The 14,790-nt window shown below is 67.3% G+C and carries 13 protein-coding genes; 2 read left to right on the top strand and 11 right to left on the bottom strand.

The window, feature by feature from the left end; all coding sequences use genetic code 11:
- Window positions 1-9: 9 nt before the first annotated feature.
- From LXT12_RS25495 to LXT12_RS25470, 6 genes are all read right to left on the bottom strand, one after another.
- Window positions 10-2,118 carry a TonB-dependent siderophore receptor gene (locus LXT12_RS25495; protein WP_233395129.1) on the bottom strand — a complete coding sequence of 703 codons (2,109 nt, stop codon included), beginning with the start codon at window positions 2,116-2,118 and terminating at the stop codon, window positions 10-12.
- Window positions 2,119-2,238: 120 nt separating this feature from the next.
- Window positions 2,239-5,385, bottom strand: coding sequence for an efflux RND transporter permease subunit (locus LXT12_RS25490; protein ID WP_233395127.1), 3,147 nt, complete (start codon window positions 5,383-5,385; stop codon window positions 2,239-2,241).
- Window positions 5,386-5,403: 18 nt separating this feature from the next.
- On the bottom strand, window positions 5,404-6,528 hold the full coding sequence (locus LXT12_RS25485) for an efflux RND transporter periplasmic adaptor subunit (RefSeq protein WP_233395126.1): 1,125 nt from the start codon (window positions 6,526-6,528) through the stop codon (window positions 5,404-5,406).
- Window positions 6,525-7,112 carry a hypothetical protein gene (locus tag LXT12_RS25480; protein ID WP_233395124.1) on the bottom strand — a complete coding sequence of 196 codons (588 nt, stop codon included), beginning with the start codon at window positions 7,110-7,112 and terminating at the stop codon, window positions 6,525-6,527. Before LXT12_RS25480 ends, LXT12_RS25485 begins: the two co-directional genes overlap by 4 nt.
- Entirely contained in the window at window positions 7,109-8,323 is a 1,215-nt protein-coding gene (locus LXT12_RS25475; RefSeq protein ID WP_233395122.1) for a TolC family protein, read from the bottom strand. The genes LXT12_RS25480 and LXT12_RS25475 overlap by 4 nt, the downstream gene beginning before the upstream one ends.
- 82 nt (window positions 8,324-8,405) lie before the next feature.
- Window positions 8,406-8,840, bottom strand: coding sequence for a hypothetical protein (locus LXT12_RS25470; RefSeq protein WP_233395120.1), 435 nt, complete (start codon window positions 8,838-8,840; stop codon window positions 8,406-8,408).
- Here LXT12_RS25470 and LXT12_RS25465 point away from each other — a divergent pair.
- Together LXT12_RS25465 and LXT12_RS25460 are read left to right on the top strand one after the other, a co-directional pair.
- Window positions 8,839-9,075, top strand: coding sequence for a hypothetical protein (locus tag LXT12_RS25465; RefSeq protein WP_233395118.1), 237 nt, complete (start codon window positions 8,839-8,841; stop codon window positions 9,073-9,075). The genes LXT12_RS25470 and LXT12_RS25465 overlap by 2 nt on opposite strands.
- Before the next feature lie 27 nt (window positions 9,076-9,102).
- Complete coding sequence (locus LXT12_RS25460) at window positions 9,103-10,428, top strand: NAD(P)/FAD-dependent oxidoreductase (protein ID WP_233395117.1); 1,326 nt, start codon at window positions 9,103-9,105, stop codon at window positions 10,426-10,428.
- Window positions 10,429-10,467: 39 nt separating this feature from the next.
- Here LXT12_RS25460 and LXT12_RS25455 read toward each other — a convergent pair whose 3' ends face one another.
- The 5 genes from LXT12_RS25455 to LXT12_RS25435 all read right to left on the bottom strand — a co-directional run bounded on the left by LXT12_RS25455 (window position 10,468) and on the right by LXT12_RS25435 (window position 14,743).
- Window positions 10,468-10,839 (bottom strand): hypothetical protein, encoded by a 372-nt coding sequence (locus LXT12_RS25455; protein ID WP_233395115.1) that lies wholly within the window; start codon window positions 10,837-10,839, stop codon window positions 10,468-10,470.
- Between the two features lie 17 nt (window positions 10,840-10,856).
- Complete coding sequence (locus tag LXT12_RS25450) at window positions 10,857-11,600, bottom strand: DUF4198 domain-containing protein (protein ID WP_233395113.1); 744 nt, start codon at window positions 11,598-11,600, stop codon at window positions 10,857-10,859.
- A gap of 127 nt (window positions 11,601-11,727) precedes the next feature.
- Window positions 11,728-12,222: an Lrp/AsnC family transcriptional regulator gene (locus LXT12_RS25445; RefSeq protein ID WP_233395111.1), complete on the bottom strand. Its 495-nt coding sequence runs from the start codon at window positions 12,220-12,222 to the stop codon at window positions 11,728-11,730.
- Window positions 12,223-12,275: 53 nt separating this feature from the next.
- Window positions 12,276-13,670, bottom strand: a complete 1,395-nt coding sequence (locus LXT12_RS25440; RefSeq protein WP_233395109.1) for an aspartate aminotransferase family protein — start codon at window positions 13,668-13,670, stop codon at window positions 12,276-12,278.
- Window positions 13,671-13,831: 161 nt separating this feature from the next.
- Window positions 13,832-14,743, bottom strand: a complete 912-nt coding sequence (locus LXT12_RS25435; protein WP_233395106.1) for a 2-hydroxyacid dehydrogenase — start codon at window positions 14,741-14,743, stop codon at window positions 13,832-13,834.
- Between the last annotated feature and the right edge of the window lie 47 nt (window positions 14,744-14,790).

Raw genomic sequence — 14,790 nt, 5'->3', positions numbered from 1 at the left:
CAGGCAGCTTCAGAACTTGTACTGGCCCGACAGCGTGAACTTGCGGCCGTTGCCGGGGAAGACCCACCACTGTGCGTAGGAGCTGCTGTAGAAGGTCTTGTCGAAGACGTTGTCGATGTCGAGCGAGAACTTCCACGCCTTGCCGATGGCGTAGCTGCCGACCAGCTTGACCGTCGTGTAGGCCGGCAGCTTGAAGAGGTCGACCTGCGCCACCGGTGCCACGGAGCCCTCGCGCTCGCCGACGTAGTTCAGGCCTGCACCCGCCGTCGCGGCGTTGCCCCCCAGCTTGAATGACTGCACCAACAGCAGGTTGGCGCTGTGGCGCGGCACGTTGGGCAGTTGGCGCCCGATCAGGCTGACACCGGTGGCTGCTGCGTTGTCCTGGGTCACCTTGGCATCCGTGAACGCGTAGGCCGCCGACAGCCGCAGGCCTGCCGAGATTTCGCCGCCGAGGTCGAACTCGACGCCCTTGCTCTGCACCTCGCCGGCCGGGATGGAGGCATTGTTCGGATCCCTCGGATCGGGCGTCAGCACGTTGTTCTTGGAGATCTTGTAGATCGCCAGCGTGCTGCTGATCTTGCCGTCGGCGGAGTCGTACTTGGCGCCCACCTCGGCCGACTTGCCCTTCTCGGCCGGGAAGGGGAGCTTCTCGTAGCTGACGCCGCTGTTCGGGCGAAAACTCTTTGACGCAGTGGCATACAGCGACACCGTCTTGGTCGGCTGATAGACCAGACCGGCACGCGGCGAGGTGGCGCTCAGCGACTGCTCCACGAGCTTGCCGCTGTTGTGATCCAGCATCGACTGGTCGTACTTGTCGTAGCGCACGCCCAGCAGCATCTTCCACTGTGTGGACAGGTCGATCTGGTCCTGCGCATAGACCGACTTGGAGCGCTGCTCTTCATGCGTATCGGTCAGTGGCGTGGCTGGGAAAGGCGGCGGCGGGTTGCCGTAGACGGGGTTGTAGAGGTCGATGTCCTGGCTCGCCAGCCGCCGGACACGGAACTGCAGACGGTTGTCGGTGAACTTGTAGCCGTCCACGCCGAACAGCAGGTTGTGCAGCAGGCCCGCGCCGCGCACCTTGCCCAGCACCTCGAAGCGCCCCGACAGGTCGAGGGCCGAGTTGTCGCGCGAGCGGCGCTGGCGCACCACGGAATGGCCATCAGGCCGCAAGAAGGTATAGCCGTTGCCCAGCACGGAAACCTCGGTCGATATGCCCTTGATCGAACTTTCTCGGTAGCTCACTCCGGTCTGGATGGACCAGTCGTCGTTGAAGTAGTGCTGCACGAATAGCTGGTTGCCGGTGGTCTCGGTGACGTGCGGGCCGTCATCCGGCTCACCCAGGAAGCGCGAGCGCGGCACAACACCAAGTTGGCCGTTGATGGCGACGACGCCGCGGTCGAAGGTGGCCTCCTGCTTGGAATACTCCAGCTCATAGGAGAGGGTGGTGTCGTCACCCAGCATCCAGAGGAAGGACGGCGACACCAGCGTGCGCTCGAAGTTCACATGGTCGCGGTAGCTGTCTCCCTTCTCATGCGCGGCGTTGAGACGGTAGGCGACGGCATCGGAGATGGGCCCGGTCAAGTCGGCCGTCTGGCGGTAGGTGGCGTAGCTGCCAGCCGACAGCCCCAGCGTGTACTCAGGCACGAACAGCGGCTTCTTGGTTGTCATGTTGACCGTGCCGCCAGGCTCGCCACGGCCGTACAGCGCCGACGCCGGGCCCTTCAGCACCTCGACCGAAGCGGTGTTGGCCGAGTCGCGCACGCCGTTGTAGCCGCGGCTGTAGTTGAAGCCGTTGACCATGTAGTCCGAGCCGAAGTTGGGGTCGCCGGTGAAGCCGCGCATCGCGTAGCTGTCCCACACGCCGCCGAAGTTGCTCTGCTTGGCAATGCCGCTGCTGAGGTCCAGCGCGTCGGCAAGTTTGGTGATGCCGGCGTCGTCCAGGATGTCGGCCGACAGCACCCGCACGCTTTGGGCCAAGTCGCGCACCGGCGTGTCGGTCTTCATCGCGCCTGTGGCGGACAGGGTCCGGTAGGGTTGCTTGACCCCTTCCACCTTGACGACATCGAGCTTGTTGGCGGGCTCGTCATCCGCGGCCCACAGTGCTGGGCTGCAAGTCATCAGGACCGCCGCAGGGATCGCTGCGCGGGACATGTTCTTATGAGACATCGCGAAAACTCCTGTGAATAACTAACGAAGGAACGAGAGAACGAATGGAGAACGCACGCGCCGTGAAGCGCATCAGAAGGCCTCCTGCGCCGCAGGGGCCCGGGCCTCGGCCTCGGCCTCTTGGGCCTCCGCCAGCAGACGCTGCATCGGCCTTTCGCCGACGAGCCAGAACACGACGGGTGTCAGCAGTGAATCGAGCAGCGTCGAGCTGATCAGGCCGCCGAAGATGACGACGGCCACCGGGTGCAAGATCTCCTTGCCTGGCTTGTCACCTGCCAGCAGGAGCGGGGTCAGCGCAAACGCGGCGACCAGGGCCGTCATCAGCACCGGCGTGAGCCGCTCCAGCGAGCCACGAACGATCATCGGCTGGCCGAAACGCTCGCCCTCGAATCGACACAGATTGATGTAGTGGCTGACCTTGAGGATGCCATTGCGGGTCGCGATCCCCGCCAGGGTGATGAAACCCACCATGGACGCGACCGACAGGCTCACATCCGCGAGCCACATCGCCACCACGCTTCCGATCAGCGCCAGCGGGATGCTGGCCATGATGACTCCAGCCAGCACGGCCGAGCGGTAACGTGAGTACAGCACCAGGAAGACCATCGCCAGCGAAAGCAGGGACAGCAGCGTGATCAGGCGGGTGGCCTGCTCCTGCGCCTGGAACTGACCTTCGAGGTTGATGAAATTTCCCTCGGGCAACGGTGTGGCGGCGATGACGGCGCGGATGTCGGCAATCACCTGAGCCATGTCGCGCCCGTCGGTATTGGCGTAGACCACGATGCGACGCCGGCTGTTCTCACGCCCGATCTGGTTGGGCCCGTCTCCCTCTTCCACCGTTGCGACGGACGACAGCGGCAGGCGGCCGGCCGGCGTGTCGATCAGTGTGCGCGCGAGGTCCTGCGGGCTGCGTTGGGTGTCCGGCAGGCGCATCACCAGCTCGTAGCGGCGCTGGCCGTCGACGATCTCGGCACCGTGTGCACCGTCGGTCAGCGCCTGCAGCATGCGCATCGCCTCGCCTGGCGACAAGCCGGCCTGCGCAGCCTTGCGCTGGTCCAGTCGCACCGTGATCTGCGGGATCAGTACCTGCTTTTCGACGGTCAGGTCCACCAGACCCGGCACCGCGGCCAGCTTGCTCCGCATCTGCTCGGCCAGGCCGCGCAGTGTGTCGATGTCGTCGCCAAAGATCTTCAGCGCGATCTGTGCGCGCACGCCGGACAGCAGGTGGTCCAGCCGATGCGAGATCGGCTGGCCGATGGCAACTTGGGCGGGGAGCACCGCGAGCTTCTCGCGGATTGCCGCCATCACGGCTTCGCGCCCGCGTGCACTGGGCTTGAGGTCGACGTCGATCTCCGACGAATGAACGCCCTCGGCATGCTCATCCAGCTCGGCGCGACCGGTACGGCGGCCGACCTGGATGACCTCGGGTACCTCTCGGATCAAACCTTCGGCCAAACGTCCGAGCTGGTTCGCCTCGTCCAGCGAGGTGCCCGGGTTGAACATCATGCCGAGGACCAGCGAACCCTCGTTGAAGGCCGGCAGGAAGGCTCGCGGCATGAAGGGGACGCTGGCCGCCGCCGCCGCCACAGCGAGCACCGCCAGCACCACCAGCCCCTTGGCGCGAGGGAAGGACCAGGCCAGCAACTTCGCGTCACCGGCCTTCAGCCAGCGCACCAGCGGACGGTCCTCGTGCTCCAGCCGCTTCATGTGCGGCAGCAGCCACGCGCACAGCACAGGCGTCAGCGTCATCGACACGGCCATGGACGCCAGCACAGACGCGATGTAGGCCACGCCCAGCGGCGAGAACAGCCGCCCCTCGATGCCCGGGAGCGCGAACAGCGGCACGAACACCAGCACGACGATGGCCGTCGCGTAGACGATGCCTGAGCGCACCTCAACACTGGCCTGGCGCACCACCTCGCGCACCGGCAAGGGGTTGCCGGCCGCGCGGTTCTGCTTCAGGCGGCGCAGGATGTTCTCGACGTCCACCACCGCGTCGTCCACCAGTTCACCGACCGCGATGGCGATGCCGCCCAGCGTCATCACGTTGATCGACTCTCCAAGCAGCTTTAACACCAGCGCCGTGACGGCTAGCGACAGCGGGATGGCCGTCAGCGAGATCAGCGTGGTGCGTGCCGATAGCAGGAAGGCGAACAACACCAGACCCACCATGACGGCACCGTCTCGCAGCGCTTCGTTGACGTTGCCGATGGACGCGTCGATGAAGTCGGCCTGGCGGAACAGGATCTTGGGCGCGGCGATGCCGGTCGGCCGTCCGGCCTTCAGCTCCGCCAGCGCCGTCTCGATCTGGCTCGTCAGCCGCACCGTGTCGGCGCCCGGCTGCTTCTGCACGCTGACGATCACCGCCGGTGCGCCGTTGTAGCCAGCATCGCCCCGCTTCATCGCCGGCGCGACGCGCACGCTGGCCACTTGTTCCAGCAGCACCGGGCGACCGTCCTTCCAGGCCACCGCCAGACCCTGCAGGTCCTCGATGCGGTTGGTGCGCGCCATGTGGCGGATCAGGTACTCGCGGCTGTTCATGTCGATGAAGCCGCCCCCTGCGTTGCTCGCGAACCCGGCGAGAGCGGCCTGGACCTGCGACAGCGACACGCCGGCCTGGGCCATGCGTACCGTGTCGGGCTCCACCCGAAGCGTGCGCACATCGCCGCCGATCGGGATGACTTGTGCCACGCCAACGATGGACAGCAGGCGGGGCCGCAGCACGAAGTCGGCGTACTCGCGCACCTGCATGGGCGTGGCGGCCTTGGGATTGCCAGGCTGCGTCGGCAGCGCGATCAGCATGACCTCGCCCATGATCGACGACACCGGCCCCATCACCGGCGTGATGCCGGCCGGCAGTTGCTCGCGCACCAGGGCCAGGCGCTCGCCAACGATCTGCCGGTTGCGGTAGATGTCGGTCCCCCAGTCGAACTCCGCGTAGTGGATGGCCAGGCCAACGCCGGAGGTCGATCGCACACGGGTCACGCCCGGCATGCCGTTGAGCGCCGTCTCGATGGGGATGGTGACGAGCTGCTCGACCTCCTCGGGCGCCATGCCGCCCGCCTCGGTCAGCACGGTGATCAGCGGCTTGTTGAGATCAGGGAAAACGTCGACCGGGGTGCGCCAGGCGGTGGTTGCACCATAGACCAGTAGCACGGCCGAGAAGGCCAACACGAACAGCCGGTTGTGGAGGCTGAAGCGGACGATCCAGTTGAACATGATGGATGCCCCGTCCGTTCAGCGGATCTGCGCAATCAGCGCCGCGCCCTGAACGACGACGCGATTCGCTTCGCCCAGGCCCTGGGTGACGACGACGGAGGCGCTATCCAGCGGCCGGTAGGCCACCGGCTGCGGGATGTAGCGCTCGGCGCCGGACTTGATCCAGACGATGGCTTCGTTGGCCGGATTGCGCACTACGGCCGAGGCCGGCAGCACGAAACCCTTGAGCTGGGTATCCAGCGTCACGATGACGCCCACCGTCTGGCCGACGGCCAACGGCAGCGCCCTGCCCTTGTCGGTCTGCGCATGGAAGGTCAGCGTCAGTTGGCCATCGCGCAGCACGCGGCTGGCGCCGGCCAGCGTCAGCTTCACGTCGCCCTGCTCCTGCAGCCGAGCGCCGGAGATGCGCGGCACGATGGCGGGATCGGCCGTGCTGGCCTCGACCAGCACATGCGAAGGGTCCACCACCTCGAACAGCACGTCACGCGACTCGACGACCTGCCCCGCCAGGGCGTTGGCGCTGGCAATGACGCCGTCCACCGGCGCAGTCAGGGCTTCGCGCGCCTGCAGGCTGGCACCCACGTCGCGCTCGCGCGTCCGCAGGCTGGCCAGCTCGGCTTCGGCGGCCTCGACGTCCTTGCGCGGCACGCTGCCCTCAAGCGAGCGCAGACGCTGCAGGCGCTGAGCCGCGATCTCGCGGTTGGCCTGCAGTTCGGCAAGAGCCGCCTGCTGGTTGGCCTTGGCAAAGGGCTCGCCATGGAAGCGCACATAGGCCAGCACTTCACCGCGGCGCACCCGCCGCCCGGCAACCGGCAAGCCCCTGGGCCCAGGCTCGATGCGGCCGCCCTGTACGGTCTGCACGCGGCCACCGGCGTTGGGGTCGACGATGACACGCCCCGGCAGCTGCAGGGCTGCGGGAGCGTCGGTGAGCGGCACGAAGCGCGTGAGCAAGCCCATACGTCGCTGCGCCGGCACGGGGACCTGCACGCTGCCATCCGGCAGGCGTGCGAGACCGTCAACCTTGGCGACTGCGGGGCCGTCCAGGTGTTCGCCGTTGGGCCCGTGGGCGCCAGGTGACGCGCACGCCACTGTCGCAGCGGCGAACAGGCCGACGGAGATGAGGGCAACCAGCAGCCGCTTCATTGCACGCCTCCGAAGGAATTGGATCGACGACGACGACGACGCTTGACCACGCTGGCAGCGGCGCCAACGACAACGACGGCGCCGAGCGCACCGACGGCGATGACGCCCCTGGCCGGGTCAGCGCTGGCATGCGCATGGCCGTCTGGCGCCGAAATGTTCAGCGTGCCGTCCAACAGGTCGCCGTCGGCCCCGGCGCTCAACGTGAAGACGAGCGCGTGGCTGCCGGGCCGGTGAAGGGCGCCAATGAGCGCCTTGTCGGTCAGCCGGTAACTGCCACCTTCGGTCTGGAAGAGGGCCGGAGCCTTCAGTGCACCGAACTCGACCTCCAGCCTGGCGCCGAGGACGGCCTCGTTGGTTTCGTAGCGGCTCACGTAGAGCACGAGGCTGTCGTCGCCAAGACGGCCGACGAGTTCGTAGGCCTCGGAGTGGGCCTCGATGCGCGGCAGGCCCGACCCCACCATGGCTGTGGCCGGACCGTCGAGATGCTCGCCGTTGGGGCCATGGGCGCCCGGCGATGCGAAAGCGCCGCCAGCCAGGAGGCACGACGCCCCGGCCAGCCGGCGAAGAAGGGAAAGGCATGTCATGGGATCACCCCTGAAGCTTGGAGGAGGCTGGCGCGGGCCCTGCCCAGCGCAGCCTGTTGGCGGGCGAGTGCGGCGTCGGCCTGGGCGGCGGCCTGCACGGCCAGCAACAGCTCCGGCAGCGCGGTCTCCCCGGCGCGGAAGGATTTGTCGAGCAGCGCAGCGCGTTGGCGCAGCAGAGCGGCACGCTCGCGCTGCAACGCGGCCTGGCTGGCGGCTGCTCGCAGCTCGCCGCGAGCGACCGCCTGTTCAGCGGCAAGTTCAAGGCGCGCCTGATCCTGTTCTGCCGTGGCCTGCGCGAGCACGCCCTGCGCCGCAGCCCGCAGCGGCCCGTTGCGCTGAGCCGTGCCGAAGGGAATGCGCAACCCGACCGTCACGCTGCCGCGACCCGCATGTCCGTAGGCGTCCCTCTCGTTGCGATAGCCGACGTTGAGTTCGGGCGCCTCGGACAGGTCGCGCCGCGTTGCCTCGAGTTGCATGCGCGCAGCCTCGGCCGCCCGAGCGAGCTGGGCGAGCCGCGGATGCTGGTCCAGCTCTCGCGTCGTCGCTTGCGGCTCATTGGCATCGACCGAATCGGCCGGCAGGCCGGTCAGCGCCGTCCAGCGCTCGCGCTCGGCCTGCAGACGCTGCTGAGCGGCATCCAGCTCTGCCTCGTTGGCGAGTCGCTCGGACTTGGCCGCGAGTGCATCGGTGCGGGCCAGGTCGCCCGCCTGCACGCGGCGGTCCACATCATCGGCCAGCGCCTGCAGGTAGTCCTGCTGGGCCACGAAGCTGGCACGCTCGGCCTCCAGGCTGGCCAGGCTCCACGCCAGTTGCCGCAACTGGCCCGCGAGCCGCAGGCGGGCCAGATCGATGCCGGCCATGGCCGATGCCAGGTCGGCTTCCCCGGCCGCCTGACGCGCGGCACGCTGGCCCGGCAGCCACAGCGGCAGCGCGATGGCGATCTCGCGCTCGCGCACACCGCTGTCGTCGTGCCAGCGGTCGCTACGCTGCGACAGCGACAGCGATGGCGGTGCGGCCAACAGGCTGGCTGCCGCGTCGGTCTCGGCACGGGCCCGCAATGTCTGCGCATGTGCAGCGGATCCCGCCTGGGTTCGCTGCCATGCAGCCTCTACGGCACGCGCCAGCGTGACCGGCTCGGCCTGGGCTGCGAATGTGCATCCGCAGGCCAGCACCGCCGCGAGGCGCGAACGATTCCTGAATATGAGTTTCAAACTTGACCTGCCTGATTCGAGCTGCCGGTTCGTCGGGCGATCGGCAGCGATGGGACAGGCCGCCGGAAGCGGCCGCTTGAAATTAGGCGAGGCGTCGAGGTGGGCGGCGCAGACCGGCCAGGAAGGGATCAGGGGCTCCCGCCTGCAGCAGCAGCGCCGGCTGGGTTTCTCCTGCCACGGCAAACGCCGGGACCAGTGCCGTCGGGATAGGGCCGATGGCGCCTAGGCAGGCGTCCTGACCGAGGTGGTGATTGGAATCGGCCGAGAAATCCTGATGGAAGGCGGGGTGCGGAGAAACGCGGTCCAGGCCCAGCTCTTTCTCGAGGCTCAGGAAATCGGCATCGTCCGGCATGACGCTGACCAGATGGTCATGGTGATGGGCAATGCCCGACCAGTGAAGCACCGCATGCAGCGTGTCGGCAGGACCGTTCGAGGCGGACCAGCGCCCACCCAGCGACGCCGCTTGCAGCAGCAGCGACAACAGCATCGCGACGATGACAAAGGGCCGGTGGTTCATGCAGCGGATTGTGGAAGTTCACCTTTCCGCCACGCTGCCGTTTGCAGCCATCGAAGCGCAATCTCCTGTTGATTTGGCAGGCTGCGAACAGCACAGTCTGCCGGCGCACCAGGCCGCTACGGGAATGCACCAATGCGGACGGCAGTTCGTGCGGCAACGGTGCGAATTGAAATCCGGATATGTCGTCCATGACGCGCATATGGAGTCCTATGCGGCGGACCCGCTCCTAGACTGACTCATCCCATTTCCTGATGCCGTCCAGATGCCCGCTCCGCTACAGTTCCTCGACACTCCCGACACCCTGCCGGCAACGGCGGATTGCGTCGTCATTGGCGCGGGCATCGTCGGCACAAGTGCCGCCTACTGGCTGGCGCGCGCGGGACAGCGCGTCGTGCTGCTCGAGAAAGGCCGCGTCGGCGCCGAACAGTCCAGCCGCAACTGGGGCTGGTGCAGGCAGCAAAACCGCGATGCACGAGAACTGCCGCTCTCGACGAAGAGTCTTGCCTTCTGGGAGGAGATGGCCGCCGACATCGGCGACGACGTGGGCTTCTCGCGTTGCGGCCTGCTCTACCTCTCCGATAGCGAGCAGGAAATCGAGACCTGGGCCGCATGGGGAAAGTTTGCCCGCAGCGTCGGCATCGAGACCCACATGCTGACGCCGGACGACGCCGCGCGCCGCGGCGCGGCCACCGGCAAGGCCTGGAAGGGGGGCGTCTGGTCGCCTACCGACGGCGTGGCCGACCCGGCCCGGGCAGCGCCAGCGATCGCGCGCGGCGTGCTCAAGCATGGAGGTGCCGTGGTGCAGGGCTGCGCGGCGCGCGGTATCGAACGCGAGGCCGGGGTCGTCAGCGGCGTCATCACCGAACGAGGGGTGATCCGCACGCGCCAGGTCGTGCTGGCCGGCGGGGCCTGGGCGGCGAGCTTCCTGTACCAGCTCGGCATCGCCTTCCCGCAGGCGTCCATCCGCAGCTCCATTCTCAGCGTGGCCCCCGGCGCCCAAGGGCTTCCGGCAGCGCTGCATACCGCGGCAGCGTCCGTCACGCGTCGCGCGGACGGCGGCTACACGCTGGCCATCTCCGGCTTCGGCAAGGTGGACCCGACGCCGGGCATGCTTCATGGAAGCAGACATTTTCTGCCGATGTTCGCCAAGCGCTGGCGCGCCCTGTCGCCGGGCGGCTTGCAGGCCTGGCATGCCGGTTTCGAGACGCGCACCCGCTGGTCCATGGACCAGCCGACGCCGATGGAAGCGGTGCGCATACTTGATCCCCGGCCCTCACGCCGAACGCTCGATCGCACGCTGGCACAGGCACGCGCACTCCTGCCCGGGCTGCAACAGGTGCCGGTACAGGCCGAATGGGCGGGCTACATCGACTCCACACCGGACGGCGTGCCTGTCATCGATGGCGACATCGGCGTGCCGGGGTTGCTGCTGGCGGCAGGCTTTTCCGGCCACGGTTTCGGCATCGGTCCCGGCGCGGGTCACCTCGTGGCCGACATCCTGCTCGGCCGTGCGCCGATCACGGAAGTGGCGCAGTACCGGCTGGCGCGCTTCGGCACCCGGCAATGGGGAAAGGTTTCTGAGTTCTGAGCGGGCGGCCTCAGCAGCGGCTGAGGCCGCCTCGATCATTCACTTGATGACGAAGCGCGCGCTGCTGTTCTGTTGGTCGGCCGTCGTCACGAGAGCGACCACCTTGTCGCCCTTCACGAGCTTCAGCCCCTTGGCGACGAGCTTGTCGCCTGGCGCGGGCTCGAGCTTGGTTTCGGACTTTGCACCGCCACTGAGCACGGTGAGCTTGCCGCTGAGCTTGGCTGTGGGCACCGTCTCGCCGTGATCGTCGAGATAGAGCTCGACCGCATCCGCCCCGGGCACGAGTTCGAACTTGATCTCGCCGGCCATCTGGACAATACCGCCATGGCGAGCGACGCCATCGCCATGGGACCAGGCAGTGACGGGGCCCAGCAGGGCCACGGCAAGGATGAACGGGGTCAATGTCTTCATGAGAGTGGACCTCGGGTTCATTCGGGTTCGTGAGGCAGGACGAAGGACAGCGAAGCCAGGTTCTCGACCTGGTTGGTCTTCGCTGGATCCTCGGCAGGCGACTTGAAGACCGCGACAATGACGTTCAGCCCCTGGTTGCGCACCTTGATCGTGATGGTGCCGTCCTTGCCGGTCTTCAGCCCCTTCTGGTCCGGATCGTTGACCCAGTCGGTCAACACCTGGGCGCCGGGTGCCGGCTGCCCCTTATAGAGCACCCGCAACTTCAACGGCTGGCCGGCCCGCAGCGGCAAGGGCGCCTTCACAGGCACGATCTGCAGTGTCTGCCCTGGCAACAGCGGCAGAGGCCCGTTCAGCTCGCGGCGCAGGTGCACACCGTACTTGTAGTTGTGCTCGCTGATGATGGCGCCCGGGACTTCGTCCTTGCCCTTGTTGTGCCATTTGCCGTCGGCGGTCTTGCTCCAGATGCCATAGTCCATCGCCGCAGCAACGAATGCGGGCTGGTTATCCACGTCGACCGTCACGAGAGCGCCCTGCGTGACGAGGCGGGTCGGCACTTCCTGACCGTCCTCGTCGTAGGCACCGAAGCTCGTGATCTTGGGCAGGCGCTTGACCACGTCGAGATCGTCGGCACCCACGCCAAAGACCATCGCGAGCTGGTTGGCGCGCTGCGCGAACCAGAAACCGTGGGCTTGCGCGCCGCTGGAAAACAGGACGCCAGCCACGATTGCCGCCGACGTCAAAACCTTGCCAGTTTTCTTCACATTGATGCTCCTGGGTGATGCTGCATGGCCAGTCCATGCACCCCGGCAAGGTTAGTCAGAACGCGAAATCGATTCTGCTGTTTACCCAGCACCCGGAAGGAGGAAGCGTCGAATCTCGGCTTCGTGCTCAGGGCTCCTGCGGGAACAGCCTCTCAATGGGGTAGTGCGTCTTGATGAAGGGCGACTTGATGACGATGAAGCTGAAGTACTTCTCGATCCCGATATTGCGTTCGAGCAGGCCTTCGATGATGGACTGGTAGTGGTTGACGCCGCGCGTCATGAAGCGCAGCAGATAGTCATAGCCGCCACTGACGAGATGGCATTCCAGGATCTCGTCCACCTCCCGGATGGCTGCCTCGAAGCGTGCGAAGTCCTCGCGGTGATGGTCCGACAGCGTCACTTCCGTAAATACGGTCAGGGTGTCGCCGAGTTTCTCCAGCCGCAGTTGGGCGCCGTAGCCGGAGATGTAGCCGGCCTGCTCCAGACGTTTGACGCGGATCAGGCAGGGGCTGGGGGACAGCCCCACGGCATCGGCCAGGTCGACATTGGTGATGCGACCGTTCTTCTGCAGCTGGCTGAGGATTCGAAGGTCGAGGCGATCGAGCTTGAGGGGTGCGGCCACAGTGCTTTGCGTCGGAAGTGTCGGAGAGCCGATTCTGAATGCGCTTTGGCCCGCTAGGCGAGCGCCGCACGCACGTCGGGTGACAAGAGCACGTCGTCCAGCGTCTTCTTCAGGCGCCTGGCCATCTCGACAAACTCCCCCTCGGTGAAGCACAGCGCTGGCGCGAAGCCCAGAATGTGATCCCCGAAGGAGCGGAACACGAGGCCATTGCGATAGCCCGTCTCGAAAATTCGGTCCGCAAGCCCGAGGCTGGCATCGAATCCGCGTTTCGTCGCCTTGTCACTGACCAGCTCCAGTGCGCCAAGCAGGCCGCGGTAGCGTACGTCGCCCACCAGCGGGTGGTCGGCCAGGCCATCCAGCACGGCTGCGAAATGCGGCGCCACTTTCTGGCCGTTGGCGAGGATGCCGCCTTCTTCGTACAGGCGCAGCACCTCCAGCGCAACGGCGGCGCTGACCGGATGGGCGGAATAGGTGGCCCCATGGCCAATCGCGGCGCCGGCGGGCGCGCCGTCGGCGATACCGGCATAGACACGCTCGGACAGCAGCGTCGCACCCATGGGGGCATAGCCTGCCGTCAGGCCCTTGGCCAGCGTCATCAGATCCGGCTCGACGCCTTCTGCGTCGCAGGCGAACATCGGCCCGGTACGGCCGAAGCCCGTGATGACCTCGTCGACAACGAAAAGGATGTCGAGCTCGCGCGCCGCCTGCTGCATCGCCTTGAGCCAGCCCTTGGGAGGCACGATCACGCCGCCGGAGCCCTGGATGGGCTCGCAGAAGAACGCTGCGACGTTCTCCGACCCCAGCCCGGCGACCTTGGCGCGCAATGCGGCCACGGAGGCCGCGATCAGTGCCTCGTCGCTGGGATGCACACTGCGATAGCGATAGGGTGACGGGATGTAGTGCTGGGTCGGCAGCGGGAGGTCGAAGCCGCGATGGAACAGCGGCAGCGCGGTCAGACCTGAACCGGTCGAGGACGAGCCGTGGTAGCCGCGCTCGAGCGAAATGAAGTGCTTCTTCGAGGGCCGGCCGGTGTTGTTGTAATACTGCGTGATCAGGCGGATGGCCGCGTCAACCGCCTCGGAGCCGCCCAGCGTCAGGTACACGCGGGTCAGCGAGGCCGGCGCGAGTTTCACCAGCTTGGCCGCCAGACGGATGGCGGGCTCGCTGCCGAAGTGGAAATAGCCGGTCGCGTAGGGCAGCTTGCGCATCTGCTCTGCGGCGGCAGCGACGACGCTTTCATGGCCATAACCGATGTTGACGCACCACAAGCCTGCGAACGCGTCGAGCAGTTCGTGGCCGCGGGCGTCGCGGAGCCAGGCGCCCCACCCCGACTCCAGCACCGTGGCGCCGCGCTGCTCATGCTTGCGCCAAGGCGCCACCGGGTGGATCAGGTGGTTGCGGTCCAGCGCGATGAGTTTGTCTAGATAGGGGTTGGCGACGTGCTGCATGGCGTGCAAAACAGGATTCTTGGACACGCAATCAGCTTAGGCGCGGAGGCACCACGGGTGGTGCCGAAACGGCCGACACGGCAGCAAGGAAGCCGCGTTGTTCGGGCCTTCGCGGCAGAACCTGCGGCAGCCCGAGTGAGCGCCGGACAAGTCCGGGGCGCTCAGTAGCCGCGCTCGCGCGCGACGAGGCCGGGAATGGGCCGGCCTTCACGCACCGCGCGGATCACGGTCAGGGCGTGCAACGCCCCTTCGCGGGCGTCCGTCTGCGCGGCGACGTGCGGCGTGATGATCACGCGGGGATCGCTCCAAAGCGGGTGCTCTGCGGGAAGCGGCTCCGGGTCTGTCACGTCGAGGACGGCCGAGGCGAGCCGGCCCGCGTCGAGCGCACGCCACAGCGCCGCCATGTCGAGGTGCGCGCCGCGCCCGGCATGCACGAGGCGCGCGCCCTGCGGCAGCTTCGCGAACAAGGCTTCGCCGAGGATGCCGCGCGTGGCGGCCGTGAGCGGCAGGAGGCAGACGAGGATGTCGGCGCCGCGGAGAAAGCCATCCAGATCGGCGGCAGCGAACATGTCGATGCCATCGACCGGAGTTCCCGACCGGCTCCAGCCGCGCACGCGAAAGCCCAGACTGCCGAGGCCAGCGGCGGCCAGTCGTCCGATCCGGCCCATGCCCAGGATGCCCACCGTACGCGCACTGGCCGTCGTGACCTTGCCCGCCCTCCACAAGCGATCACGGGCCTGCGCCAGGTAGGTGGGCATGTCCCGGTGCGCCATCAGCGTCGCCATCACGACCCAGTCGCGCACCATGGCCTCGATGCCCGGCGCAATCGTGCGCGACAGCGCGATGCCGGCCGGCAGCGGCGGCAGGTGGTCGACGCCCGCGCCGACCGAGATGACGGTCTTGAGGCCGGTGTAGACCGACAGATCCTGCGGCGGCACCCAGCAGGCGATGTGGGTGATGGCGGCGGGGTCGGCGACCGACGCCTCGCCGACGAAGATGGACTCTCCCGCTTCGGCGAACACGCGCGGCCAGACCTCGCCGCGCTCCGCCGTGGACAGCAGTAACAGCGCCATCAGTCAGCAGCCGGCGATGGCCGTGGCTTCGAAGTCTTCATGGTCCC

This window comes from Pelomonas caseinilytica (assembly GCF_021353235.1).
GTDB lineage: Bacteria > Pseudomonadota > Gammaproteobacteria > Burkholderiales > Burkholderiaceae_C > Pelomonas > Pelomonas caseinilytica.
The sequence above is the reverse complement of the archived record's forward strand: the minus strand, read 5'-3'. Positions and strand labels throughout refer to the sequence as shown.